This window comes from Pseudomonas sp. Irchel s3a12 (genome assembly GCF_900187485.1).
GTDB lineage: Bacteria > Pseudomonadota > Gammaproteobacteria > Pseudomonadales > Pseudomonadaceae > Aquipseudomonas > Aquipseudomonas neuropathica.
In genome coordinates, this window is record NZ_FYDN01000004.1 from 58,687 (window position 1) to 84,531 (window position 25,845).

The 25,845-nt window shown below is 58.5% G+C and carries 26 protein-coding genes; 17 read left to right on the plus strand and 9 right to left on the minus strand.

All coding sequences use genetic code 11. The features are described from left to right. The first annotated feature begins 77 nt into the window (after positions 1 to 77). The 3 genes from CKW14_RS08300 to CKW14_RS08310 all read left to right on the plus strand — a co-directional run bounded on the left by CKW14_RS08300 (position 78) and on the right by CKW14_RS08310 (position 3,042). Positions 78 to 2,039, plus strand: a complete 1,962-nt coding sequence (locus tag CKW14_RS08300; protein ID WP_095048432.1) for an acetyl/propionyl/methylcrotonyl-CoA carboxylase subunit alpha — start codon at positions 78 to 80, stop codon at positions 2,037 to 2,039. Between the two features lie 70 nt (positions 2,040 to 2,109). After that, entirely contained in the window at positions 2,110 to 2,652 is a 543-nt protein-coding gene (locus tag CKW14_RS08305; RefSeq protein WP_095048433.1) for an exonuclease domain-containing protein, read from the plus strand. A 105-nt stretch (positions 2,653 to 2,757) separates the two neighbouring features. After that, positions 2,758 to 3,042: a pyrimidine/purine nucleoside phosphorylase gene (locus CKW14_RS08310; RefSeq protein WP_003226701.1), complete on the plus strand. Its 285-nt coding sequence runs from the start codon at positions 2,758 to 2,760 to the stop codon at positions 3,040 to 3,042. Positions 3,043 to 3,112: 70 nt separating this feature from the next. Here the strand turns inward: CKW14_RS08310 and CKW14_RS08315 are convergent, their stop codons facing one another. Together CKW14_RS08315 and CKW14_RS08320 are read right to left on the minus strand one after the other, a co-directional pair. Next, positions 3,113 to 3,919, minus strand: coding sequence for an MOSC domain-containing protein (locus tag CKW14_RS08315; RefSeq protein ID WP_095048434.1), 807 nt, complete (start codon positions 3,917 to 3,919; stop codon positions 3,113 to 3,115). A 167-nt stretch (positions 3,920 to 4,086) separates the two neighbouring features. After that, positions 4,087 to 5,022 carry a chemotaxis protein CheV gene (locus CKW14_RS08320; RefSeq protein ID WP_064391361.1) on the minus strand — a complete coding sequence of 312 codons (936 nt, stop codon included), beginning with the start codon at positions 5,020 to 5,022 and terminating at the stop codon, positions 4,087 to 4,089. A gap of 454 nt (positions 5,023 to 5,476) precedes the next feature. On the opposite strand from CKW14_RS08320, the gene CKW14_RS08325 reads away from it, so the two are divergent. The 3 genes from CKW14_RS08325 (at position 5,477) to CKW14_RS08335 (ending at position 7,979) form a co-directional block, all read left to right on the plus strand. Beyond that, the gene (locus tag CKW14_RS08325; RefSeq protein WP_095048435.1) at positions 5,477 to 5,944 is read left to right on the plus strand and encodes a hypothetical protein; all 468 of its coding nucleotides are present in this window, start codon (positions 5,477 to 5,479) and stop codon (positions 5,942 to 5,944) included. A gap of 485 nt (positions 5,945 to 6,429) precedes the next feature. Then, a complete protein-coding gene (locus CKW14_RS08330) occupies positions 6,430 to 7,323 on the plus strand; it encodes a sensor histidine kinase (protein ID WP_095048436.1) in 894 nt (297 codons plus the stop codon). Then, complete coding sequence (locus CKW14_RS08335; protein ID WP_093435094.1) at positions 7,320 to 7,979, plus strand: response regulator transcription factor; 660 nt, start codon at positions 7,320 to 7,322, stop codon at positions 7,977 to 7,979. The genes CKW14_RS08330 and CKW14_RS08335 overlap by 4 nt, the downstream gene beginning before the upstream one ends. Here CKW14_RS08335 and yegS read toward each other — a convergent pair. Next, positions 7,963 to 8,880: a lipid kinase YegS gene (gene yegS, locus CKW14_RS08340; protein WP_093435097.1), complete on the minus strand. Its 918-nt coding sequence runs from the start codon at positions 8,878 to 8,880 to the stop codon at positions 7,963 to 7,965. The two genes, CKW14_RS08335 and yegS, sit on opposite strands and share 17 nt — an antisense overlap. Before the next feature lie 312 nt (positions 8,881 to 9,192). Between yegS and CKW14_RS29935 the strand changes: the two genes are divergently transcribed. Continuing rightward, positions 9,193 to 9,501, plus strand: a complete 309-nt coding sequence (locus CKW14_RS29935) for a hypothetical protein (RefSeq protein ID WP_175559630.1) — start codon at positions 9,193 to 9,195, stop codon at positions 9,499 to 9,501. Between the two features lie 61 nt (positions 9,502 to 9,562). Here CKW14_RS29935 and glp read toward each other — a convergent pair whose 3' ends face one another. Both glp and moaB read right to left on the minus strand, forming a co-directional pair. Further along, complete coding sequence (glp, locus tag CKW14_RS08350) at positions 9,563 to 10,789, minus strand: gephyrin-like molybdotransferase Glp (RefSeq protein WP_095048437.1); 1,227 nt, start codon at positions 10,787 to 10,789, stop codon at positions 9,563 to 9,565. Then, positions 10,773 to 11,312: a molybdenum cofactor biosynthesis protein B gene (gene moaB, locus CKW14_RS08355; RefSeq protein ID WP_095048438.1), complete on the minus strand. Its 540-nt coding sequence runs from the start codon at positions 11,310 to 11,312 to the stop codon at positions 10,773 to 10,775. The genes glp and moaB overlap by 17 nt, the downstream gene beginning before the upstream one ends. A gap of 81 nt (positions 11,313 to 11,393) precedes the next feature. Here moaB and mobA point away from each other — a divergent pair, with 81 nt between their 5' ends. Beyond that, complete coding sequence (gene mobA, locus CKW14_RS08360; RefSeq protein WP_095125129.1) at positions 11,394 to 11,996, plus strand: molybdenum cofactor guanylyltransferase MobA; 603 nt, start codon at positions 11,394 to 11,396, stop codon at positions 11,994 to 11,996. A 78-nt stretch (positions 11,997 to 12,074) separates the two neighbouring features. Further along, a complete protein-coding gene (locus CKW14_RS08365) occupies positions 12,075 to 12,296 on the plus strand; it encodes a YgdI/YgdR family lipoprotein (protein WP_007908660.1) in 222 nt (73 codons plus the stop codon). 80 nt (positions 12,297 to 12,376) lie between these two features. Here CKW14_RS08365 and CKW14_RS08370 read toward each other — a convergent pair whose 3' ends face one another. The 3 genes from CKW14_RS08370 to CKW14_RS08380 all read right to left on the minus strand — a co-directional run bounded on the left by CKW14_RS08370 (position 12,377) and on the right by CKW14_RS08380 (position 14,004). Beyond that, positions 12,377 to 13,267: a pseudouridine synthase gene (locus tag CKW14_RS08370; RefSeq protein WP_095125130.1), complete on the minus strand. Its 891-nt coding sequence runs from the start codon at positions 13,265 to 13,267 to the stop codon at positions 12,377 to 12,379. Positions 13,268 to 13,337: 70 nt separating this feature from the next. Beyond that, complete coding sequence (locus CKW14_RS08375) at positions 13,338 to 13,655, minus strand: transcriptional regulator (RefSeq protein WP_093435111.1); 318 nt, start codon at positions 13,653 to 13,655, stop codon at positions 13,338 to 13,340. Positions 13,656 to 13,767: 112 nt separating this feature from the next. Continuing rightward, positions 13,768 to 14,004, minus strand: coding sequence for a glutaredoxin family protein (locus tag CKW14_RS08380; protein ID WP_016985470.1), 237 nt, complete (start codon positions 14,002 to 14,004; stop codon positions 13,768 to 13,770). Between the two features lie 207 nt (positions 14,005 to 14,211). On the opposite strand from CKW14_RS08380, the gene CKW14_RS08385 reads away from it, so the two are divergent. Next, complete coding sequence (locus CKW14_RS08385) at positions 14,212 to 15,924, plus strand: monovalent cation:proton antiporter-2 (CPA2) family protein (RefSeq protein WP_095048441.1); 1,713 nt, start codon at positions 14,212 to 14,214, stop codon at positions 15,922 to 15,924. Here the strand turns inward: CKW14_RS08385 and CKW14_RS08390 are convergent. Next, positions 15,921 to 17,129, minus strand: a complete 1,209-nt coding sequence (locus CKW14_RS08390; protein WP_095048442.1) for an ammonium transporter — start codon at positions 17,127 to 17,129, stop codon at positions 15,921 to 15,923. The two genes, CKW14_RS08385 and CKW14_RS08390, sit on opposite strands and share 4 nt — an antisense overlap. Positions 17,130 to 17,434: 305 nt before the next feature. On the opposite strand from CKW14_RS08390, the gene CKW14_RS08395 reads away from it, so the two are divergent. The 7 genes from CKW14_RS08395 to CKW14_RS08425 all read left to right on the plus strand — a co-directional run bounded on the left by CKW14_RS08395 (position 17,435) and on the right by CKW14_RS08425 (position 25,812). After that, complete coding sequence (locus tag CKW14_RS08395) at positions 17,435 to 17,749, plus strand: YqjD family protein (RefSeq protein ID WP_007908653.1); 315 nt, start codon at positions 17,435 to 17,437, stop codon at positions 17,747 to 17,749. 2 nt (positions 17,750 to 17,751) lie between these two features. Next, on the plus strand, positions 17,752 to 18,138 hold the full coding sequence (locus CKW14_RS08400) for a phage holin family protein (protein ID WP_007908652.1): 387 nt from the start codon (positions 17,752 to 17,754) through the stop codon (positions 18,136 to 18,138). Next, positions 18,135 to 18,473: a hypothetical protein gene (locus CKW14_RS08405; RefSeq protein WP_093435122.1), complete on the plus strand. Its 339-nt coding sequence runs from the start codon at positions 18,135 to 18,137 to the stop codon at positions 18,471 to 18,473. The genes CKW14_RS08400 and CKW14_RS08405 overlap by 4 nt, the downstream gene beginning before the upstream one ends. Before the next feature lie 123 nt (positions 18,474 to 18,596). Further along, a complete protein-coding gene (locus CKW14_RS08410) occupies positions 18,597 to 19,760 on the plus strand; it encodes an EAL domain-containing protein (RefSeq protein ID WP_093435124.1) in 1,164 nt (387 codons plus the stop codon). A 76-nt stretch (positions 19,761 to 19,836) separates the two neighbouring features. Then, the gene (locus CKW14_RS08415) at positions 19,837 to 21,165 is read left to right on the plus strand and encodes a deoxyguanosinetriphosphate triphosphohydrolase (RefSeq protein ID WP_095048444.1); all 1,329 of its coding nucleotides are present in this window, start codon (positions 19,837 to 19,839) and stop codon (positions 21,163 to 21,165) included. Positions 21,166 to 21,532: 367 nt separating this feature from the next. Further along, on the plus strand, positions 21,533 to 22,159 hold the full coding sequence (locus CKW14_RS08420; RefSeq protein ID WP_007908640.1) for a response regulator transcription factor: 627 nt from the start codon (positions 21,533 to 21,535) through the stop codon (positions 22,157 to 22,159). Positions 22,160 to 22,167: 8 nt separating this feature from the next. Continuing rightward, positions 22,168 to 25,812, plus strand: coding sequence for a transporter substrate-binding domain-containing protein (locus CKW14_RS08425; protein WP_095125131.1), 3,645 nt, complete (start codon positions 22,168 to 22,170; stop codon positions 25,810 to 25,812). Positions 25,813 to 25,845: the final 33 nt, after the last annotated feature.

Sequence of the window (25,845 nt, forward strand, 5' to 3'; positions counted from 1 at the left end):
ATCCATTCCAAATGTAGGAGTGAGCCTGCTCGCGATGAGGCCATCACATTCACCGCCAAATACTCAGGAAGATCACCATGCCCGCCATCCACAAAATCCTGATCGCCAACCGCGGTGAAATCGCCTGCCGCATCCAGCGCACCGCCCAAGCCTTGGGCTATCGCACCGTCGCCGTCTTCAGCGATGCCGACGCCAAGGCCCTGCACGTTCAGATGGCTGACCAAGCCGTTCGCATTGGTCCGTCCCCCGTTCAACAGTCATACCTCAACATCCCTGCGATCCTCGACGCCGCTCGCCGCAGCGGCGCTGACGCGATCCATCCCGGCTACGGCTTTCTTTCGGAAAACGCCGAATTCGCCCGTGCCTGTGAACAGGCCGGGCTGATCTTCATCGGCCCCAGCGTCGAAGCCATCGAATTGATGGGTAGCAAACGCCAGTCAAAAATCGCCATGCTCGAAGCGGGTGTGCCGTGCATCGCCGGTTATCAAGGTTCCGAACAGGACGACGCCACTCTGCTGCGCGAAGCCGAGCGAATCGGCTACCCACTGATGATCAAGGCCAGTGCCGGCGGTGGTGGGCGCGGCATGCGTCTGCTGCAAAATGCGGCTGATCTGCCGGCGCAACTGCGCACCGCGCGCTCCGAAGCATTGAACGCGTTCGGCAGCGACGAATTGATCCTTGAACAGGCGCTGATCGAACCGCGGCATGTCGAAGTGCAGTTGTTCGGCGATCAGCACGGCAACCTGATCTACCTGGGCGAACGTGACTGCTCAATCCAGCGCCGCCACCAGAAAGTCATCGAAGAAGCGCCCTGCCCGGTGATGACCGCCGAGTTGCGTCAGGCCATGGGTGAAGCGGCATTGAAAGCCGGGCGCGCAGTGAACTATGTTGGCGCTGGCACCGTTGAGTTTCTGCTCGACACACGCGGCCAGTTCTACTTTCTGGAAATGAATACGCGTCTGCAAGTCGAGCACCCGGTAACTGAACTGATTACCGGGCTGGATCTGGTCGCATGGCAATTGCTCGTTGCCGAAGGGCAGCCGTTGCCGCTGACCCAGGATCAGGTTCAGCTCAACGGACATGCCATGGAGGTGCGGCTTTACGCCGAAGATCCCGCGCAAGACTTCCTGCCACAAACCGGCCGAGTGCAAGCCTGGGAACCGGCGCTGCAGCACGGTACGCGAATCGACCATGGTTTGCTTGAAGGGCAATCGGTTAGCCCGTTCTACGACCCGATGCTCGGTAAGCTGATCGCCTGGGGTGCCACTCGCGAGGAAGCCCGACGCAAACTGTTGCGCGCGGTACAGGACACGGTGCTATTGGGTGTACAGAGTAATCAGCGCCTGCTCGCCAGTCTGTTGCAACACCCGCAGTTCATCAGCGGCTACTTCAGTACTGCCTTCATCGCCCGGCACTTCAGTGATCACCCTTGCCTGCACCGCTCCATTCCGGATGCCGAGCAGTTGGCGATCGCAACGGTACTTTTCTATCAAACCAGCGCCCGCAGCCACCGCGCACCACTTAACGGCTGGCGCAATAACGCGAATGTGCCGCTGCATTATCGCCTCGGCCTCGACGATCAGACCTGGACCGTGCAACTGCTCGCTGAGGCACAAGGCGTGTTCAAAGTGCAGATAGCCGAACGCACACTTGAATTGAAACTTATCGATCACGATGCCCAGTCGGTCACGCTGGAAGTTGACGGCCTTCGTCAGCGCCACACCTACCGCCAGAATGACGAGCAACTCTGGTTGTTCTGCCATCCCGGCAGTCTGCGCCTTGAGGATCGAACTCACGCCGTGATCGACAGTCAGACCAGCGTCAGCTCCGGCACCCTGAAAGCCCCCATGGACGGTGCCATCGTCGACGTACTGGTCAGCGAAGGCAGTCCGGTCAGCAAAGGTCAGTTGCTGGTGGTGCTGGAGGCAATGAAAATGGAGCACCCGCTCAAGGCCGGCATCGACGGCGTGCTCAAGCGGGTGCAGGTCAAGGTCGGCGATCAGGTAAAAAATCGTCAGGTTCTGTTACAGGTCGAGTAGTCGCCCACACGCCCGTGCGGGTTTTGACTACGCTCTGAGTTATCAGAACGCGGAAATCAGGAACCCTGCGATGCCTCACTGGCTGGTCATAGATCTGGAAGCCACCACCGATGAGGGTGGCTGGCCAGTCACCGAAATGGAAATTATCGAGATCGGCGCCACCCTGGTCGATCGCGCCGGGCGCGAGCAGGATCACTTCCAGCGTTTCGTCAAACCGACGCGACGGCCGTTGCTTACGCCTTTCTGTCGTGAACTGACACACATCACCCAAGCCAATATCGACTCGGCACAGCCGTTGACTGAGGTCTGGCCGGCGTTCGAACGCTGGCTCGCGCAACATCAGACACGCCTTGAAGGCTGGGCCAGTTGGGGCGATTACGACCGCAAGCAGTTGTTGCAGGAATGGCAGCGTCTGCAAATCGACAGTGGCTTGAGCAAGGTGCCGCACATGAATCTCAAACAACGCTTCGCCAAGGCCCGCCGCCTGGAGCGTCCATTAGGCCTCAACGGTGCGCTGCAATTGGCTGGCATGCAGTTCAGCGGCCAGCAGCACCGGGCGCTGGAAGATGCGCGCAACACCGCGCGGTTGTTGCCACTGGTCTTGCCACTCTAGGGTCAATTCGAGAACTCACCGGACAGACGCCGGGCAGGTGACGGCGCGAAAAGCCTTGTGCATACTGGCCGCCTCCAATTTCTAACCCTTTTCGAGGAATCGCCCATGTTTAAAGTCAACGAGTACTTCGACGGCACCGTCAAGTCGATCGCCTTTGGCACCGCTGAAGGTCCGGCGACCATCGGCGTCATGGCCCCGGGCGAATACGAATTCGGCACCGCTCAGCGTGAAATCATGCATGTGGTTTCCGGCGCACTGACCGTCAAACTGCCCGACAGCAGCGACTGGGAAACCTTCGCCGCCGGCAGCCAGTTCAACGTCCCGGCCAACAGCAAGTTCCAGCTGAAAGTTGCGGTCGACACCGCTTACCTGTGCGAGTACCGCGGCTAAACCCACGGCTTTCACTGCGATAAAAAATGCCCGTGTCCAAGGACACGGGCATTTTCGTTTCAGAGACGGGTTACTCGAGAATCTCCACCGGCATGCCGACTTCGAGTCGGCCATTGTTGTCGTTGACCAGATTCTGGCCGAACATCGCACCATCGGCTTCGGCGCGGTACTTCTGCAAGGTGGCCAGAGGCTCGCGATCGGCACTGCGCTCACCGGTTTGCGGGTCGATGGTGGTGAGGATGCAACGCGAACACGGCTTGACCACGCGAAACTCGACGTCACCGATGCGAATGCGCTTCCAACTGTCTTCGGCATATGCCTCACTGCCTTCGATCACCAGGTTCGGCCGAAAACGCAGCATTTCCAGCGGTCGTCCGACCTTTTGCGCAAGATCCTGCAGGGATGCCGCGCCGATCAACAACAGTGGAAATCCGTCAGCGAACGCAACCTGATCGTCATCCTTGCCGAAGCCTGCCTGGGTGGTCCGGGCGCGATCCAGCGGCACCTGCACCAGCCGGGTCGGCTTGCCGATGAAATCGCTGACCCAGCGCGCCGCCTCATCACCGGCATCCGGCACGCGCAAGGTGTCACGCCAGATCGTCACGCCGCGCAGTTCGGCATCGTTGCCCGGCAAGGCGATTTCGATGGGAGGCTGTTGCGGCGCACTAAGGGTCAGACCGCCCTGCGCATTCCATAGCGCCGACAACTGACTCATCTTCGCTTCAGCGCGCTGGGTCAGAAAGCGGCCGCTGGCCTCGTCCACGAGCATCCAGCGTCGATCGCCATCAAGCCCCAGCTTGTCGAGATCAACACTTTGCAGCACATCGACTTTGCCGGATTTCAACGGGTAACGATAAAGCGCGCTCAGACGCAGCATGGCCAGCTCCCTGAAGGGTAAAAACGCCACCCTATACGAGCTTGATCAGGAATCAAAGAGCAATAACTGTAGGAGTGAGCCTGCTCGCGATAGCGGTGTGTCAGGTAATGATTCGGGGCTGACACACCGCGATCGCGAGCAGGCTCACTCCTACAATGGGTGTGTGATCAGGCCGGAACTTCGTCGAGCATCAGACGCTGGCGAACGACGTCGACCAGTTTGTCCGGCTGGAATTTGGAGAGGAAGTTGTCGCAGCCGACCTTCTTCACCATCGAGTCGTTGAAGCTACCGGACAGCGAGGTATGCAGCACCACGTACAAGCCACGCAGACGCGGATCGTTACGAATTTCGGTGGTCAGGCGATAGCCGTCCATTTCCGGCATTTCCGCATCGGTGAAGATCATCAGCAGCTTGTCGGTCATGTTCACGCCGGTATCCGCCCAGGCCTTGAGCATGTTCAACGCCTTCAGGCCATCGCTGGCAATGTGCATTTTTACCCCGAGCTGGCCGAGGGTGTCGCGCAATTGCGAAAGTGCCACGTTGGAGTCGTCCACCAACAGCACTTCACGGCCACGGGCGCGCTCGAGCACCGGATCATCGAGTTTTTCACGCGAGACCTTGGCGTTGTACGGGACGATTTCGGCGAGGACTTTCTCGACGTCGATGATTTCCACCAGTTGATCGTCGACCTTGCTGATCGCGGTCAGATAGTGCTGACGCCCGGCGCTGGTCGGCGGCGGCAGAATGGCTTCCCAGTTCATGTTGACGATGCGATCCACACCGCCCACCAGGAAGGCCTGCACCGAGCGGTTGTATTCGGTGACGATGATCGTGCTGTTGGGCCCCGGCACCAACGGACGCATACCGATCGCCTGCGACAGATCGATCACCGGCAAGGTCTGACCGCGCAGATTGACCACTCCGCATACAAACGGGTGACGCTGCGGCATCAAAGTCAGTTTCGGCAGTTGCAGCACTTCCTGAACCTTGAACACGTTGATCGCGAACAACTGACGCCCGGCCAGTCGAAACATGAGAATTTCCAGGCGATTCTCACCCACCAGTTGCGTGCGTTGGTCTACCGTGTCGAGAATGCCGGCCATCAATGACTCCTGGGCTTGTTCTGATGAATTCACTATGTGAGGTTATCGGCGGCAAATCGCAGTTCTTGATTGCCATACCCGACCCCATCAAAAATGCCATGAACAGGCATTGATGTCACATTAACATCATGGTTTACTGGCCCGGTGATTTTCATCTGCTACATTCTCTGCGGCGCGACCTCGGTTTGCACGGTAGGTTCCCGCGCCTAAGGGATTCCCCTAGTAACAATCAGGCCCAACCTGATATTCGCAATATCCAATAGCCATTAATGTGACGCCATTCTCATTGCATGAACGGAGTCAGGCTATTGTGTGCGATCGCAGTTCAGTGGAAACAAGCCCTCTGGAACCTCTCAGTCTGTGCACTTGCACGTCTGGGCGCGATCTCCCGACGATTCACGATCGTCGCCACACACGGCATTCCCTCATCAGACATGACGTTGTGGAGATAAGCATGCCAATGGACCGCAAAGAGTGGGTACAACGCTTCCCCGAATTCCTTGTCGAGGCCGAGCAACTCCTGGCCAAGTCCGAAGAATGCCTCAGCCACCTGCAATTGATCAGCAATGACAAGGACGCCATCGAGTGCATGCTCAGTACTCTGCTGAAACTCGCACGCAGGGCTGAAGCCCTCGCGCTGGAGGCGATTTCCGAGTTTTCCCTGCACATTTACAGTCTGCTCAACCTCAATCAGGAACACGTCGACCTTCACGAACAGGCCCTGCAGGCCTTGCAGGATTGCTTCACATTGATGGCCTGGCAGCTTGAACTGGTCGATCAGCAGACCGGGCAACTGAGTCTGGATGAAAGTGAGCAGGCTTTGCTGCTCGAAGCATTCGCCTTCCAGGTCAGCCAAAGCCGCCATCAGCCGCCCCGCACGGGCAAACGTTTGCCCCAACTGCCCTACTCGGGACAAGCCTGACCCGCACTCGGTACCCGCGCAAGCACTTGGAACACAAGCGTTGAACGTCGCAATTGAATAGTTCATACCTGCCAGCGACAAGTCGAACTAAATAATCACTGAAAGCCGACGCCGATATTTTTGCCGGCCTCAGGGTTTACCTGTGTGCAAACAAGCACAACTTCAGGCAACACTGACATCTATCGAACACAACAAATCGACTTTTCCATTATGGAACTTGCGTCCAATATCACGTATTTCCTGACTCAATGGACATATATAGCAAACGCGACCAACGGTATCTTAAGTGGTATTATGCCGCCCATTAGTTGCTTTCAAATTAGTGGCACAGTGACTTCAGAGATCGCTGTCCACTGATAGTTGGCGGCCAATACGTTTACTGAACCGCGTTGAAATCAATAATATAATTGACAGCATTTTCAGACAGAGACCCGTCAGCCTCCGGCCGGTCTGCCCGCAGCGAACATCCATTGGCTCCATCCGTTATGTACGCCAGCCTCAAGTCAATCACTACATGGCCACCCTCCCGCGAAAATGCTCGCCGGTTCACACTCATACTGTGTGTCGCGGCCACGCTCGGCAGTCTGCTGACCTACGCTCTTTCAACACCACTTTGCCTGGGATTGCTGCTGCTCGAGATCGCTGCTACTGCGTGCGTCTGGGTGCAATATCGACTGTCACGCAAATCAATCAAGTTTCAGCCGCAGGAACTCGCTGACCGCTTGCTGGAAGTCCAGGAAAACGAGCGCCATCGCCTCAGCCGCGAACTGCATGACGATATCGGCCAACTGCTAACGGCCGCCAAACTGCAAAGCGAATGGCTCAAGCGGCGCATGCCCGACGACTTGCAGGAACAATGCACCGCGTTGTGCGACACCCTGGAAGAAACCCTCAACAAGGTGCGCGACGTTTCAGCCATTCTCAACCCACGCCAGTTGACCAGCCTGGGACTTGAAGCCAGCCTGCGTGCGCACCTGCTCAAGACATTGGCCAACACTAACGTGCACTGGAGCCTCGATTGCCAGCAGCGGCTCAATGGCATTCCGGAAGAAATGGCAGTCGCCGCCTTTCGTATTACCCAAGAGGCTGTTACCAATATCCTGCGTCATGCCCAGGCAAAAAATCTGGTGATACGCGTGCAACGTCTGCCCAAAGGTCTGACGTTGCTGATCAGCGATGACGGCCTGGGATTCGCCCCGGCGGCCAACCCCGGTCGTGAAGGACAACGAGGCATGGCCGGGATGGCCGAACGAATCGAGCAACTGGGTGGCACCCTGAACGTCATCAGCGAACCGGGCAAAGGCACTCAAATCGAAGCACTCTTCCCGTGGGCGCCACGCGCACTCGAGCGGGCCAGTACGAATAAGGTTATGCGTTGACTTGCAACTTACTTCTGGTGGATGACCACTCGCTGATCAGGGCCGGCGTGCGCGCTCTGGTGCTGGATATTCCCGGTTACGCGGTGATTGGCGAGGCCAATGACGGTTCGCAGCTGCTCGAAATGGTCGAGCAACTGAATCCGGATATCGTGTTGCTGGATATCTCCATGAAAGAAACCGGTGGCCTGGAAGCCCTGCAACGGCTCAAGCGGGTACGCCCGCAGAGCAAGGTGCTGATCCTGTCGATGCACACCGATCCGGCGCTGATCATGCAGGCGCTGGAATCCGGCGCCCACGGCTACCTGCTCAAGGACACCACAGCGACAGAACTTGAGCATGCACTGGAAGCCTTGCGCAACAACGAGCGCTACCTGAGCCCGGCCATCGCCCATACCGTGATCAATCAAGCCCTGACCCGTAATCAGAAGCAGCAGCCGGAGGCAGCCGACTCGCACAATCTGACCGCGCGCCAACTGGAAATCCTGCGCTTGATCGTGCGCGGAAAATCCACCCGGGAAATCGCCAATGGCCTGGGCCTGAGCATCAAGACTGTCGAGACCCACCGTTCACAGATCATGAAGCGACTGCAAATCTACGACGTGGCGGGTCTGGTGCTGTTCGCCGTGCGTGAGCAGATCATCAGCCTGGACGACTGACCAGCCCGGCGCTGCTCAACAAGGGAGAATGTTCCGGCAAATGCACGCGCAACGCCGCCGGACGCGCCTCGAATCGCATGCTGTCACCTTCGAGCGGTTCGCCATCAAGATTGATGCACAGCCCCTCGGCCACCTTGATTTCGACCCATGGCAAACGGGTGCGAACAAACATGTTGTCGATCCCGAAGCCATCGCTGAGCAGCGTCTTCAAGGTGCCCACCAACTCCTGTGGCGCCGGCAGAATACTGATATCCAGCAAGCCATCATCGGCCAGCGCCTCCGGGCACAACACGTGTCCACCGCCGGCCTGTCGGCCATTGCCGATACCCAGTGCCAACAGCTCGCCACGCCAGTGAAAATCCGGCCCCTGAAGTTCGCCGTAAGCGGCATGCAGCTCGCTGAATCGTGACAAGCCAGTGAACAGATAGGCAGCACCGCCAAGTACTTTTTTCAAGTCCTCGGAGGTATTGGCCGTGACCTGGCTGCCGAAACCACCGGTGGCCATGTTGAGAAAAATCTGCCCGCCCACTTCACCCAGATCGATGGCGCGCGGTGGCACATCGAGCAGCTCAAGGGCTTCGGCAGGCTCCAGTGGTACGCCGGCGGCACGGGAAAAATCGTTGGCAGTGCCCAAAGGCAGGAGTACGAGACTGGCTTTGCCAGGATGCGCGGCGAGCGCTTCGGCGATATCGCGCAAGGTGCCATCGCCGCCCCCGGCAATGATTTTCGTGTAGCCGTCAGCCAAGGCTTGTTCTACCCAGCGCTGTGCGTCCCCTGCCTCCCAGGTCAGACGCACGGCCAGCTCCCAGCCTTGCTTGCGCTTGTCCTCGACGGCGGTGCGTACCGCCTCGTTGAGTGCCTGCTTGCCATGCAGAATCAACAGCGCCCGGCGTTCACTCATAACATCACTCCCAAATTGATCGGTTAAGACATCTTGACCACTGGCGCACGCAAAAAAGCCGTCATACCCGTAATTAATTCAGCCTCCTAGCGCCGGACGTCCTACACAGCGGTACTTTTTCTTACAAAACATGCGGAATCGGCTTAATTGACCCGGTTCGAGCATTGAGTCACCGTGTGTTGGCGGTATCGATTTTCAATCCAACACACAGGGACGTGCATGTAATGAGTGGATACACCCCATGGGCTCTTGCCGGTTCGAGAGCTGGAAAAGGTTGCAAGCAAACAGTTGAAACAATCGGTGGATGCTTCCATGCCTGGTCATGAAGCGAGAATACCCATGAGCCCGGTTGGCCCCATTGTCGAAAGTCGCGCGAATCACAAGTCCGATTTCAAAAACAGCGCCAGAACCACTGGAGAAGTTGATATGGAACCCCGTGTTACCGAGCTGGAAACCCATCTCAAATACCTTCGACGGGACATGGACGAAATTCGCGGTGATGTCCGAACGATCAAACACCGGCTTGCCTACTCGGCGGGTGCAACAGCGGTAGTGCTGGGTTTGCTGGGCTGGGTGGCCAATAGCCGATTCGATCAGCTTGTGACATTGATCAGCAATTAATTGAATCAGTCATTGCAGGCGCCGCCTGAGTCAGCCGACGCCTGCATTTACGAGATAGCGATCAGTCGAGCAAGTCACTCAGCGGGATGAAGACCACTTCGTCTCCGACGCTCAGCGTGCGACCTTCCAGCACTTCGACCAATCCATCTGCCCACGCGGCGCTACGCAGTACACCTGAGCTCTGGTTGCGGTAGACAGTCGCCCGTCCTTGCTCAAGACGGCCTCGCAGGTACTCACGCCGATTGCCTGCCACCGGCCAGTCAAACCCCGCTGGCACGGTGAACTTCAGCGGCTCGACGACCCGAACGCCCTGACGGCGTAACAGATAAGGCCGAGTGAGCAGCGCAAAGGTCACCAGTGTCGACGCAGGGTTGCCTGGCAAGCCAATGACCGGCACGTTGCGGAAATGGCCAAAAGTTAGCGGTTTTCCGGGTTTGATCGCCAGCTTCCAAAGGGCAAGCTCGCCCTCTTCACGCAATGCGACACCCAAAAAATCCGCCTCACCCACCGACACGCCACCGGTGGAAAGAATCAGATCAACATCCTGCAACTCACCCAGACGCGCTCGGGTTGTGGCCAGATCGTCCGGAAGAATACCGGCATCAACTACCTCACAGCCCAGGCGTTGCAGCCAACTGCACAGCAACACTCGATTGCTGTTGTATATCTGTCCCGGCCCCAGGGCCTGGCCCGGCTCGACCAATTCATCGCCAGTGGAAATCACCGCGACACGAACCTTGCGCACGACCTTCAACCCGGCACAGCCCAACGATGCGGCTAATCCCTGCTCTATCGGACCCAGCCGAGTTCCGGCGGGCAGGATCAGTTCACCGACTGTGGTTTCCTGACCTTGCGGGCGAATGTTCTGCCCGGCCTTCATCGGTTCAAGGAAACGCACCCTTTCATCGGTTTGAACCTCAGCGTTTTCCTGCATTTCCACGCAATCAGCGCCCGCGGGCACCGGCGCCCCGGTGAAGATCCGTGCACAGGTGCCCGGCTTCAGCGGTTCGGGGGATTGCCCGGCAAACACCTTCTGACTGACCGGCATCGGTTCGCCCGTCCAGTCGGTCAGATTCAGCGCATAACCGTCCATGGCACTGTTTGGCCAGGGTGGCAGATCCAGCGTCGAAATCAGGTCTTCGCTCAGCACACGCCCCTGAACCTGAGCCAGCGGCAAATACTCATGCTCGACAATCGGCGAGGCCTCGGCCATGTCGAGCAGGCGCTCCAGCGCCAGCTCGACCGGCATCAGCGCTCCGGTCTTGCCCGGCTTACCCACGGGATTCACAAGGCGCTGCCTGCTTCAAATGAGTCACGAAGTTGCACGGACGATGACGCGCGTCCAACTGCTCGCCCAGGATGCCATCCCAACCGGTGCGTACGGCATTGGTCGAACCTGGCAAACAGCACACCAGCGTGCCGTTGGCCAGACCGGCCAGCGCCCGGGACTGAACTGTCGAGGTACCGATATCGGCTACCGAAATCTGCCGGAACAACTCCCCAAACCCGTCGACCTGTTTATCCAGCAGGCAGGCAACCGCTTCCGGCGTGCTGTCACGACCGGTAAATCCGGTACCGCCGGTGATCAGCACGACCTGCACGACATCGTCGGCAATCCAGCTGGCGACTTGCGCGCGAATTTTGTAGAGGTCATCTTTGAGCAAAACCCGCTCCGCCAAACGGTGGCCCGCCGCCGTCAAGCGATCGACGAAGACCTGGCCTGAGGTGTCGGTTTCCAGAGTTCGGGTGTCACTGACTGTCAGCACCGCAATATTGAGCGGCACGAAAGGTACATCAGCCTTGGCTTTCATAGGCTCGTCCAGTTGTAGGAGAAACAGCCCGGTGTTATATCACAGCGCCCTATTTTTTCGCCGCCCCTCTGGAGAGCTGCCATGACCCGCGATTCGCAATTGCCCCCCTGCTCCATTCTGCTCCTGGCAGGCGGGCGCGGCCAACGCATGGGCGGTCAGGACAAAGGCCTGGTCGAGTGGCTGGGCGAACCGTTGATTGCACATTTGCAGCGTAAGGTACGCGGGCTGACTGACGACCTGATCATCTCCTGCAACCGCAACCGCGAGCGTTACGCACCGTTTGCCGATCAATTGGTGGTCGATGACGAGGGCGATTTTCCGGGGCCATTGGCGGGTATTCGTGCCGGTCTGAAAGCGGCGCGCCATAGCCACCTGCTGGTTTTGCCGTGCGACGTTCCGCGAATTGACGCCGCGCTGCTGCAAAGCATGCGCGAGACTGCCAATCAGCATCCTGAAAAACCTTTAATGTTGCGCCATGACGAGCATTGGGAACCCTTGCTGTGTGTGATTCCGGTGGCCCTTCTAACGGCCTTCGAAGATGCCTGGAATGCCGGTGAACGCAGCCCCGGCCGGGTCATGCGCAATCTAGGCGCCACTGCCCTGGAGTGCCCTAAAAACGACCCGCGGCTGGCCAACCTGAACACCCCCGAACTGTTAAATTCCCATAACACTGTGTCAGACTGACACCATTCAAGGAACTCTCAAGCCTTGTATACGTCTCAAGCTCAGTAACCAAAAGAATTCCCATTCGGAGACACACCCATGACTCAACGGACCCTCGCCACTTTCATGCTCGCACTGGGCCTTGCCACCCTCGCCGGTTGCTCGTCGCCTACAGTGATCACCTTGAATGACGGTCGCGAAATCCAGGCCGTCGACACCCCGAAATACGATGACGATTCGGGCTTCTACGAGTTCAAACAGCTGGACGGCAAAGAAACCCGCATCAACAAGGATCAGGTTCGTACCGTTAAAGAGCTGTAAGCTCTGGTTCGATACCGGATACAGAAAAGCCCGCATTGATTGCGGGCTTTTTCATGGGCGCTCTAAAAGTGAAGTCAGTATCACCACTGCAAGGTGATCCGGCTCTCGAATTCGCGCTCCTCACCGGTCACCGGGTCGATAAACCGCAAGCCTTGCGCCAGCAGCTTCAACGGATTGGCATAGTCATCCTCGACGTCTTTCAGCACCTGGGGATAAAACGGATCGTTGCAGATGCTCGCCCCCAGCGCAGTCATGTGGACGCGCAGTTGATGTTTCTTGCCGGTCACCGGAAACAATCCATAACGCCACAGATCGCCATGCTTTTCCCGAACCTCCACCGCCGTTTCGGTATTGCTGGCTCCGGCGCCTTCCTGCATGCGGAAAAACGGTTCTCCGTCGACCAGACGGCTCTTGTGCACCAGGGGGAAATTCAGATCGGGCAGTGCCGGAGCGATGGCCTCATAACGCTTGTCGATCTGCCGCGTGGGGAACAGCGACTGATAAGCCGATCGGGTTTGCGGATTGGCCGAGAAAATGACCAGCCCCGCCGTATGCCGGTCGATGCGGTGCAGCGGCACCAAGTGAGGATTGTCCAGGCGATGAATCAGCCTGCGTAACAGGGTTTGCTCAACGTATTCGCCGGCGGGCGTCACCGGCAGAAAATGCGGTTTGTCAGCCACCACCAGATGTTCGTCCGCATACAGGATCGACTCCACTACCGGGATCGGCTTCTCGTCCGGCACTTCGCGAAAATAATGAATCCGCAGACCTTCCTTGTAAGGCAAGTCCACCGGGATCGGCTGGCCATGGCCGTCCAGCACACGTCCCCGAGCGATGCGGTCCAGCCATTGAACGCGGTCAATGGCGCTGAAATGCTCGCACAGACAATCGAGTACGGTCAGCCATTTACCGGGCGGCAGATAAAGCGTGCTCGCCTGATTCTGAGCAGCAGAAAATGTAGATGTGGACATACGAAAATCGAACCCTCAATGCAGGGCGGCATTATCCAGCACTGAGGGAAACGAACCTAGCGCAGAATGTTCAGGCCGGAATTGTTTTCAGCGCTGCGGCGTCAGTGAATTCCTTGAGCCAGCGCAATACATCAACTGCCTCCCAGCGGCCCGGATCGTACAAGGCGTAGAGCAGCCCCTGATAACCGACCACATCCAGTTGCTTGTGGTAACCGGCACGCTGAAACAAGGCCTCGATTTCGGCAAAGCAAGTGTTGAAATGCAGCTTGTTGAACGGCGTCTTGCCTTCCGTGACCAGCCCGTCCAGGCGCAATTCGAGAACGGCCTCGCGCACCACGTCAACCGACATCCGGTTCACGCTGTTTTTCAACTGTTCGACATTGACCACGGTTCATCCCTCTGACGCATTTACTGTATGAACATACAGTAACCGATGAAACCGCAAAATGCCAAGGAATGCATGGCAGTAGCGACCGGCGGGATAAACCAGAAAATGGGGATTAACGCAGAAATGCCACGACCTCATCAGCGCTGAATGGCCAGCCCAGCTCAGCACCTGTATCGACACGGCGCAGTACCGGAATTCGCAGGCTGTAAGCCGCATACCAAGCCTCATCCTCAGCAATATCGACCAGTTCAACCAACAAACCATGCTCGACAAGAGGCATCAGCTCGGCTTCGGCGACTTCACACAAGTGGCATCCAAGGGTGCCGAACAGCTGACATTCAGGAGGCATGATTGCTCAACCAAAAAATGAGTGGGCCTATTCTAGGCCGCACCTGAAAACCCGTCGAGCCAGCGCCGCCCAAAGGCTCCAGCTCCCCAACAAAGGTTCACAGGCAAAACCCTGACGCAAATCAGTCCACAGAAAAATCATTTGCGCGATCCTCCCGGTCTTTTTGCCTCTACGCTTGAAAAGCCTGATCTGCCATCGGAGTGTCCAGTGTTTGCCAATCTGTTGATCATCCTCGCCTCGTCCCTCGTGGTCATTGCCCTGTTCCGTCGCCTGCGTTTGCCGCCGGTTCTGGGTTATCTGTGCGTGGGTCTGCTGGTCGGGCCGAGCGCATTCGACTGGGTCAACGAAAGCGAACACTTGCCTGACGTAGCCGAGCTGGGCGTGGTGTTTCTGTTGTTCTCACTGGGCCTGGAGTTCTCCCTGTCGAAGATGATCGCCCTGCGCCAGGTGGTGTTTCGTCTCGGCAGCCAGCAGGTGCTGATCAGCACCGCGCTGCTCGGTTTGCTGCTGATGCTGTTGGGCATGCCGATGACGCCGGCGCTGTTGCTCGGTGCCGGGCTTTCGCTGTCCTCAACGGCGATTGTGACCAAAGAGTTGGGCAGCCTCGGCGAGGTATTCAGCAGTCACGGCCAGAATGCTGTCGGCGTTTTGCTGTTTCAGGACGTTATCGCGGTATTGCTGCTGACGTTGGTGCCGGTGTTCGCCGGCAGCAGCGAGCAAGTCTGGTACTGGGCGTTGCCTTTGACCCTGGCAAAAACCGTGGTGCTGTTTGTCGGTCTGCTGCTGGCCAGTCGCTGGTTACTGCCGCGGCTGTTTCATGAGGTGGCCGCCTCGCGCTCGGCAGAACTGTTTGTGCTGCTGGCGCTAGTGATTGTGCTTTTGACCGCCTGGCTGACGCACCTGCTGGGGCTGTCCCCTGCCCTTGGTGCATTTCTGGCCGGCATGTTGCTCGGTGAAAGCCACTATCGACACCAGATCGAGGCGGATATCCGGCCGTTCCGCGACATTCTGCTCGGGGTGTTTTTCGTCAGCATCGGCATGCTCATCGACCTGCAACTGTTCGTCAGTCACAGCCTGCTGATCCTCGGGCTCACCGTCGGTTTGATGGTGATCAAGGGTATCGTCGTCGCCTTGCTGGTGAAGTGGCGCGGCAGTGACAGCGAAACAGCATGGCGCAGCGGTCTGGCGCTGGCCCAGGGGGGCGAGTTCTGCTTCGCCCTGATGGCACAGATGCAACAACACAGCATGATGCCCGAAGCACTGAGCGACCTGCTGCTCGCAGCGACGTTCTGCTCGATGTTGTTGACGCCCCTGTTGCTGCGCGCAGCGCCACGCATCGCAGCAGTGCTGCACCGCAAACCCAATCAGGAGGCGCAGATCGAAGAGATCAGCGCACTCAATGCCGACCTCAACCAGCATGTGGTGATTTGCGGCTACGGCCGCGTCGGCCAATCCATCGGTCGTTTCATGCGCAACGCCAAGCAGCCTTTTATTGCGCTGGACAATGACCCGGTGCGGGTACAGGAAGCCGCCAGTGGAGAAAGCGACGTGCATTACGGTGACTCGTCGCGCGGCGATCTGCTGACTGCTGTTGGCCTGTTGCGCGCCAGACTGCTGGTGGTTGCCGTGGATCAGAGCGACATTGCCCTGCGTATCCTCAAGGAAGCACGTCGGCTCAACGCCCACGTACCGATACTGGTGCGTACCCGCGACGACAGCCAGTGGGCCGAACTGAAAGCCGCCGGCGCCACCGAAGTGGTGCCGGAACTATTGGAATCGAGCCTGATGCTCGCCTCCCACGCCTTGATCATGCTTGGCTTGCCGGCACATCAGGTGCAGGAAAAAGTCGATCAGGTGCGCATCGACCGCTATCGGCTGCTTCACGGTTTTTATCCCGGTAGCGACGATGCCGAGACTTAATCCTGACTTACCGCGCCGATCTTGTGCAGCGACAGGTCGGCGCCGTAATACTCTTGTTCCTGACTCAGGCGCAGCCCATGCAACGCCTTGATCACGCCGTACACAGCGAAGCCACCGATCAGCGCCACCGCGACACCCAGCGCGGTGCCGATCAACTGGCTGATCAAGCTGACGCCGCCAATACCGCCGAGCGCAGTCTGGCCGAAGATCCCGCAGGCAATCCCGCCCCACACGCCGCACAAGCCGTGCAATGGCCACACACCCAAGACATCGTCGATGCGCCATTTCACCTGGGCGGCGGTAAAGCACCAGACAAACAGTGCACCGGCGATCGCGCCCGTCACCAGGGCACCAACCGGATGCATCAAATCCGACCCGGCACAGATCGCCACCAACCCGGCCAACGGGCCGTTATGCAGGAAGCCCGGGTCATTACGTCCGACAAGCAGCGCCGCCATGGTGCCGCCGACCATCGCCATCAACGAGTTGACCGCCACCAGACCGCTGACGCCTTGCAGCGTCTGCGCACTCATCACGTTGAAGCCGAACCAGCCGACAATCAGAATCCACGAACCCAACGCCAGAAAGGGAATGCTCGACGGTGCGAACGCCACCAGACGACCGTCGCGATAACGGCCATTACGCGGCCCCAGCAGCAATACCGCCGCCAGCGCCAGCCAACCACCCATGGCGTGCACCACTACGGAACCGGCAAAGTCATGAAAAGCGGCACCAAACTGCGCCGTCAGCCACGCTTGCAAACCGTAGTTGCCGTTCCAGATCATGCCCTCGAAAAAGGGGTAGATGAACGCGACAATCAAGGCCGTAGCGCACAACTGCGGCACGAAACGCGCGCGCTCGGCGATACCGCCGGAAATGATCGCCGGGATCGCTGCGGCAAAGGTCAGCAGGAAGAAAAACTTCACCAGTCCATAACCGTGATCGGCACTCAGTACCGCCGCCGGCTGCATAAACGTCACGCCATAGGAAATCCAATAACCTATAAAGAAATAGGCCAGGGTCGAGACGGCGAAATCACTGAGAATTTTCGACAGCGCATTGACCTGGTTTTTCTGGCGCACCGTACCGACTTCCAGAAAGGCGAAACCGGCATGCATCGCCAGCACCATCACCGCACCGATCAGAATGAACAAGGTATTGGAGCTGTGAACCAGGGTGTCCACAGCGCTTTGCAGATTTTCCATAAGCAGGCAGACCTAAAGGCGAAAAAGGCACCAAAGCGGTTCATACGCACATTTCATGCACCAAGTTGCGACCGCGCAGTCACAGATCCGAAGGTCCGGCGAACCGCTTTGGCGCACGAGGTCGATGTCCTGACACGAACCGGGCTTGTTTGGGATAAGGTTTCTCGAGGCGCACGCCCGACAACAGCGCACAACCGCCGGGGAACGCACCACGACACAGCAAAAGTTGTACCAGTCATTTGTACTGAACCTTCGCGCAAGGCTCATACTCGAACGCTTCAGACGTCACTTACGGAGATCCACCCATGGCCAGCATCAAGGCAAAGACCGCTCAAGAAATCCTGATGAACGACTTCCAGACTTTGGTCGCCGACACCGAACGCTTGCTCGAGCACACCGCCACCCTGGCCGGCGATCAGGCCGATGAGCTGCGCGAGCAGATTCACGACAGCCTGCTGCGCGCCCGCGAAACCTTGAAACTGACCGAAGAAACCTTGCGTGATCGCGGTCAGGCGGCAGTCACTGCTACCGAAGATTACGTCTCGGCCAACCCTTGGCAGTCCGTCGGTATTGCCGCCGGTGTCGGCTTCCTGATCGGCCTGTTGGCTACCCGGCGCTGATTATGTCGATCGGTGAATCCGGCCCGACTGCGGGCACCGCCTCTTCCACGCGACGCCTGGGCGCCGCCGTTCTCGGTCTGCTGCACAGTCATGTCGAATTGTTCGGCATTGAATTGCAGGAGCAGAAATCACGTACCGTCAGCCTGTTGCTTTTCGCAGGCCTGGCGTTAGTCTTTGCCCTGTTATTACTGGTGGGCTTATCGACACTGGTGATGATTGTGTTCTGGGACACTTATCGCCTTGCTGCGATTATCGGCCTGTGCGTGTTCTATACCCTGGCCTCGATCTTCTGCGCGCTGCGCCTCAAGGCTGCGATCTTCGATGAGTCCTCGCCTTTCCACGGCACGCTCGAAGAGCTGGCCAACGACCGGGAGCGCCTGCTGCCATGAGCCTGCCTGAACTGCCACACAACAGCTCGCGTCGGGAAATGCGCAAGGCGTTGATCCGCTTGCGCATGGAAATGCATCGTCAGGAAATCCGCCATGAAGCCGGGCAAGTGTTGCAGCCTCTGCAGCGCATGCGCGGCATGTCGCAAAACCTGCAAGGTGGTTTCGGCATCAAACACGCGCCTTTGTGGGGCGTGGCCGCCGTTACGCTATTGGGTTTCATCACCGGCAAAGGCGCGAAAAGCGGCGGTGTCGGTGGCCTGACCCGCTTGATCCGGCTCGGCACCAGCCTCGGGCCGCTGATCAAACTGGTGATGCAGAGCTCGGCGAAACGCTAAACAGATACATCTGGCTACATTCTTGCACTGTCGGCGGGATGAATCTCTTTATCCGGAGATTCGATCCCGTGCGCCTACCCGGTCGGCGGGGTTCACCAGAACAAGAACCACTAAGGAGGCCCCGTGATCGACGGGCAACCGCTCGCCTGCTTTCAGCCTTTCATCGATACCGCCACCGGACGCATTGCCGGCGTCGAAGCGCTGGGGCGCCTGCGCCAAGCCGACGGTCAACTGAACTCGGTTGGGCCTCTATTCGCCGACCCGCGCACGCCCGCCATTGCCCTGCGCCGTCTCGACCGGCAGATCCGCGATAACGCCTTGAGCCGCTTGCATGAAGCGCCGGCAGACTGGTTTCTCAGCCTGAACATGTCGCCACGCTGGATCAGTCGCCTGCGCGCCGATCAGGCCCTGCCCAGCCTCAAACAATTGGCGCGCTACGGTATCGATCCGCAACGCATCGTCTTCGAGATCACCGAACTGGGTGGCAATGGTCAACGTCTGGCCGAAGTCGTCGCGCGCTATCGCGAGGCGGGAGCAAGAATCGCCATCGACGACTTTGGCGCCGGCTACTCGCAACTGGATCGGGTGCTGGCGCTGCAACCGGACATTCTCAAACTCGATATGCGCCTGTTCCAGGCCGCGGCACTGGGCGGGCCGAGCAGCGACGTGGTCAAGGCCCTCGCGCAGATGGCCGAGAAGACCGGCTGCTGGATCATCGCCGAAGGCGTCGAGACCGAAGCGCAGTTGAATTTCGCCCTGGAATGCGGATCGCGCTATGTGCAGGGATTCCTGTTCGCACGGGCACAGGAGGCGTTTTTCCCCAGTGACGCGTTCGTCCAACGCTTCGCCGAGCTGCGCCAGCGCTATGTCCGGCAGAAACTCGTGGAGCGCGGACGACTGATGCAAATGCGCCAGCAACTCGCTGAACTGATGTCGATCCTGCAAGCCTGGGCTCAGGCCCATGCCCCTTTGAGCGCTTTGCCACAACTGGACGCCTTCCCCTGGCTGCTGCGGTTTTATCAATGCGATCGCCACGGCACGCAACTGACGCCCAATCTGGAATGGCGGCAGCATGGCTGGGTCGCCGACAATCGCTATCTGGGGCACAACTGGTCGTGGCGCCCGTACTTCTATCATTTGCTCGCCGAAGGTTGGGAGGAGCGGCGCTTGACGCTCTCCAATACCTACCGCGATGCCACCAGCAATCAGTACTGCCTGACAGCCGGGCAGTTTTTCGACAACGGTGAACGTTTGCTGCTGATCGACATTGACGCCGCCGGACTGTAGTTCCGCTTGCAGGGGCGGACGTGAACCGGGAAGCTAGGGGCCAACGCCCCCAGTCACCTGACGGAGAGAATCAGCCTTGGATTGGCACACCCTGCTCAACCGCGAACGCCTCGGCAAGCCGCTGCACAGCCCGCAAGAACTTGGCCGCAGCCCTTTCCACAAAGACCATGACCGCATTATCTTCTCCGGCGCCTTCCGCCGTCTCGGGCGCAAGACCCAGGTCCACCCGGTCACCAGCAACGATCATATTCACACGCGCCTGACCCACTCGCTGGAAGTCAGTTGCGTCGGCCGTTCGCTGGGCATGCGGGTGGGTGAAACCCTGCGCAATGCCTTGCCCGAATGGTGCGACCCGGCCGATCTCGGCATGGTGGTGCAATCGGCGTGTCTGGCCCACGATATCGGCAATCCGCCGTTTGGTCATTCCGGTGAAGACGCCATCCGCCACTGGTTCCAGCAGGCCGCCGGACGCGGCTGGCTCGACGGCATGAGCGAAGCCGAACGCGCTGACTTCCTCAATTTCGAAGGCAATGCCCAGGGTTTCCGGGTCCTGACTCAGCTGGAGTATCACCAGTTCGACGGCGGCACCCGACTGACCTACGCCACCCTCGGCACTTACCTGAAGTACCCGTGGACCGCGCGCCACGCCGACTCCCTGGGCTACAAGAAACACAAATTCGGCTGCTATCAGAGCGAGTTGCCGCTGCTCGAGCAGATCGCCCACAAACTGGGCCTGCCGCAAATCGAAGACCAGCGCTGGGCGCGTCACCCGCTGGTGTACCTGATGGAAGCCGCCGACGACATCTGCTACGCGCTGATTGATCTCGAAGACGGTCTCGAAATGGAGCTGCTGGACTACGCCGAAGTCGAATCGCTGCTGCTCGGGCTGGTGGGTGATGATCTGCCGGAAACCTATCGCCAACTCGGCCCGCAGGATTCGCGCCGACGCAAACTGGCGATCCTGCGCGGCAAGGCCATCGAGCATTTGACCAACGCCGCCGCACGGGCCTTTGTCGAACAACAGGACGCCCTCCTCGCCGGCACGCTGCACGGCGATCTGGTCGAGCACATGCACGGCCCGGCCAAGCGTTGCGTGCTGAATGCCAAGGACATCGCCCGCAAGAAAATCTTTCAGGACAAACGCAAAACCCTGCATGAAATCGGCGCCTATACCACGCTCGAGATTCTGCTCAACTCGTTCTGCGGCGCGGCGCTGGAACAACACAACGGTCGTACACCGTCGTTCAAAAGCCGGCGCATTCTCGATCTGCTGGGCAGTAACGCACCGGATCCGCAGGGTTCGTTACACACGTCGTTTCTGCGCATGATCGATTTCATCGCCGGCATGACCGACAGCTACGCCAGCGACATGGCGCTGGAAATGACCGGGCGCTCCAGTCACTGACCCGCTCGCCTACGGGCGGCCATAACGATGGCCGCCCGTATCCACACAGCCTGTGATTATCGACCCACAAGTGTCGACGGGCGTCTGATATGGCTGGAATAGCGGCAATTATTGCGCCGATGACTCAGCAACTTTAAACATCTTTAAAAAGCCATTTACGGCCAGTACTTGCAAATCATTCAAGTCAAACTATAAGCCCGTTCAAATCCAGCACTTCCTTACGTCAAACCTAGTTTGGTTGTAGTCCGCTTCCTCATTAATTGTAGGATTAATCCGATATCGTGACTGAAGCCATGTCACTTCATGCGAGTGCTCATTCAACTGAGCTAAGGTGCGCGCTTTATTCGTGCTTGCATGGGATTTGATTATGAACTCCGTTTTTATTGTCGACGATCACCCGGTCATCCGTCTCGCCGTTCGAATGCTGCTGGAGCATGAAGGTTACAAGGTCGTCGGTGAAACCGATAACGGAGTCGATGCCATGCAAATGGTGCGCGAGTGCATGCCCGATCTGGTCATTCTCGATGTGAGCATCCCCAAGCTGGATGGCCTCGAAGTACTGGCTCGCTTCAATGCCATGGGTTCCCCGTTAAAGATCCTGATCCTGACGGCACAGTGTCCGACGCTGTTCGGCATTCGCTGCATGCAATCCGGCGCATCGGGTTATGTCTGTAAACAGGAAGACTTGAGTGAACTGGTCAGTGCGATCAAAGCGGTACTGTCCGGTTACAACTATTTCCCCAGCCAGGCATTGAATCCGGTGCGCAGCGACGATATCCGTTTTGCCGAACTTGAATTATTCAAATCTGTTAATGATCGTGAGTTGATGGTCTTGCAACTTTTCGCCCAGGGTCGCACTAACAAGGAAATAGCCAAGGGCATGTTTCTAAGTAATAAGACCGTCAGCACCTACAAAAAACGTCTGATGCAAAAACTCAAGGCCAAATCCCTTGTAGAACTTATCGAGATGGCCAAACGAAACGCACTCGTGTGAGAGCCCGCATGCCCAGCCGTTTAAAGGACTATTTAATTGCGTTGAGCGCAGGTTTTTACCTGAGCGCCAATGTGTTCGCCATGCCCGGCACCTCACCTGACTATGCCTTGCTCAGCCGGTCGGCGGACGAGCCAGTTCCGGTCACGCTCGAACACTCCCAACGGCAGTGGCTGCTGACACGTAACGAACTGGTCGTGGGCACCTCCGCGCCCGACTACCCGCCTTTTGACATGACGACCAGTGGCAAGGATTACGAAGGTCTGACGGCCGATTACGCCGGGCTCCTAGGCCAGGCCACCGGTCTACCGATCCGGGTGCAGCGCTTTCCCTCTCGGGACGCGGCGATTAGCGCACTGGTCGATGGCCGGATCGACCTGCTCGGTACCGCGAACGGCTTCGAAGCGGGCAATGCCAACCTGGCGCTGTCGATACCCTACGCCGTTGACATGCCGGTGCTGGTTACCCGCGAGGACGAAACCCGCTCACTCACCGAAGGCCTGGCCGGACTGCGATTGAGCATGGTCTATCATTATCTGCCGTTGCCCGAAGTCAAAGCGCTGTACCCCAAAGCGCTCATCACCTGCTACCCCTCCTACCAGAATGCAATCAACGCCGTAGCGTTCGATCAGGCCGATGTGTTTCTCGGCGACACGCTTTCAACTCACTACATGATCAACAAGGGTTATCTGAACAACGTGCGCATGGCCAATTTCGGCAAGCAGGAAGCCCAGGGATTCAGCTTCGCCGTGCGCCGCAACAACCCACAACTGCTGGCCATCATCGACACAGTACTAAAAGCTGTGCCGGCCAGTGAGCGTGACAATATTGCCAAGCGCTGGAGCGCTGGCAGTGATCTGCTGCTCACCGACCGGAAACTGCAACTGACCCAGCGCGAAGAAGCGTGGCTCAAACAACATCCGGTGGTCAGTGTGGTGGTCAATGAAGCGTTCGCGCCGCTGACATTCTTTGACAACGACGGTAATTTTCGCGGCATCAGTGCCGACCTGCTCGAGCTGATCCGCCTGCGCACCGGCCTGCGTTTCGAGATCCGTCGCAGCCGCAACGACGCGGAAATGATCCAGCAGATCGACCATCATCAAGCCGATCTGATCGCCGCATTACTGCCGACGGCGGAGCGCGAGAAAACCCTCAACTTCAGTCGTCCCTATCTGGAAAACTCCTACGTTCTACTGACCCGCAAAAGCGCGGATGGTCCGACCAATCTGGGCAAGCTCAAGGGCAAGCGACTGGCGATTGCCCAAGGCAATCCGATGGTCGAGTACCTGCGTCGGGAATATCCGCGCATCCAGTTGATCGAAACGGCAGATACGTTCAGCGCGGTGTCCCAGCTCGCTGAAGGCCATGTCGACGGTGCGGTGAACTCGCTGGTGATTGCCAACTATTTCATTTCTTCGCGAATCTTCAATCAGGCGCTGCAGATCACCACCACGATCGGCACGGGCCAGGCGGCGTTTTCACTGGCGACCGCGCGGGACAACACGGAACTGACGTCGATCATCAACAAGGCGTTGTTGAGCATCGCGCCCGACGAACTGGGGGTGATCAATGGGCGCTGGCGCGGTTACTCCACTGTCTCGCAGAACATCTGGCACAACTACCAACGCCTGTTCTATCAAGTGATCATCGGCGCTTTCCTGTTACTGCTGTTGCTGTTGGTCTGGAACGCTTACATGCGCCACCAGATCAAAAAACGCCAGGCTGCCGAACGAGCGCTGAACGACCAGTTCGAATTCATGCGTTCGCTGGTCGACGGCACACCGCATCCAATTTACGTGCGCGACCGCCAGGGCCGGTTGCAAAGTTGCAATGAGAGCTATCTCGAAGCATTCAATGCCCGCCGCGAGGAAGTCATCGGCAAAAACGTCATCGAGGGCTCCCTGAGCAATGCCTTTGAGGCCCAAGCGTTTCAGGCCGATTACCAGCGTGTCATCGCCGAAGGCACGCCGATGGTCGTCGACCGGCCCCTGCACATCGGCAACCGGCGTCTGACGATCTATCACTGGATACTGCCGTACCGCGACTCCAGCGGTGAGGTGAAAGGCATCATTGGCGGCTGGATCGACATCAGCGAGCGCCGCCAGCTGTTCGACGAGTTGCGTACGGCCAAAGAACGGGCGGATGAGGCCAACCGGGCGAAAAGCACCTTTCTGGCGACCATGAGCCACGAGATCCGCACGCCGATGAACGCGGTGATCGGCATGCTCGAACTGACGCTCAAACGCATGGATCCGCAGCACCCGGATCGCTCATCCATCGACACCGCGTACCACTCGGCCAAGGACTTGCTGGGTTTGATCGGCGACATTCTCGACATCGCACGGATCGAATCCGGGCGTCTGAGTCTTTGTCCGGAACGGGTCAATCTGGTCGATACGGTGACGTCAGTGGCCAGGATCTTCGACGGTCTCGCCCGGCAGAAAAACCTCTCCCTGCAAGTCATCTTCAACCCACCAGATCTGGCCGTCGATGTGCATCTGGACCCACTGCGTTTCAAGCAGGTGCTGTCGAATCTGGTCAGCAATGCGATCAAATTCACCGAACAGGGGCATGTGCGGATCACCCTCGACCTCATGAACACCGATGTACCTGCCCGCGCCCTGATGCAGCTGACCGTACAGGACAGCGGCGTCGGTATCAGTGCCGAGGATCAGCAGCGCTTGTTCGAACCGTTTGCCCAAGCGGAAAACAGCAGCCAGCAAGGCAGAGGTGGTGCCGGCCTGGGGCTGGTGATCAGCCGCAACCTGTGCGAAATGATGGGCGGGCAATTGCAATTGAGCAGCCAGCCTGGCATCGGCACCCAGGTCTGCGTCTCGCTGGCACTGGAAACGCTGCCGATACAGCTGAGCACGGTCAAAAGTGAATCCCCAATCAAGGCATCGCAGACCCCCTTACGCGTTTTGGTGGTGGATGACCATCCCGCCAATCGCCTGCTGATGTGTCAACAACTGGAGTTTCTCGGCCATCACTTCAGCATTGCCGAGAACGGTTGCAGCGGCCTGGAACTGTGGAAGACCGGTCACTTCGATCTGGTGATTGTCGACTGCAACATGCCGTTGATGAATGGCTATGATCTGACCCGCGCCATTCGTCAGCAGGAACTGCAAGCGCGCTGTCCGCCATGCACCGTGCTGGGTTTCACGGCCAATGCGCAGCCCGAAGAAATCCAGCGCTGCAAGCAGGCCGGCATGAACGACTGCCTGTTCAAACCCCTGAGCCTGAGCCTGCTCAGCCAGTGGGTCGATGGCATCACACCGACATCAGCGCCGCCGGCTTTCAACCTGCAAAACCTGAACATGCTGACCGGTGGCAATCCGGCCCAGGCTCGCCGTCTGCTGGCGGAATTGCTCAAAAGCAGCCGTCTCGACCGAGAGGAACTGCTCGCGCTGTCGCCGGAACAGGATCGCGGGGCGCTGGCGGTGGTCGCTCACAAAATCAAGGGCGCGGCACGTATCGCGCAGGCATCGCGCGTAATCGAGTGTTGCGATGCCCTTGAGCAGGCCTGCGCCGAGGCCATGGCGACAGACGAAGTTGCTCGCCGTTGCGAGGCGAGCAACCGCGCCATGCTCGAACTGGAGCAGGCATTACAGCAACAATTGGCGGTGTCGGATCGAAGCACAATGAGCTTGCCTTAACTATGCTTGGCGCTGAGCAGTGAGTTAACCATC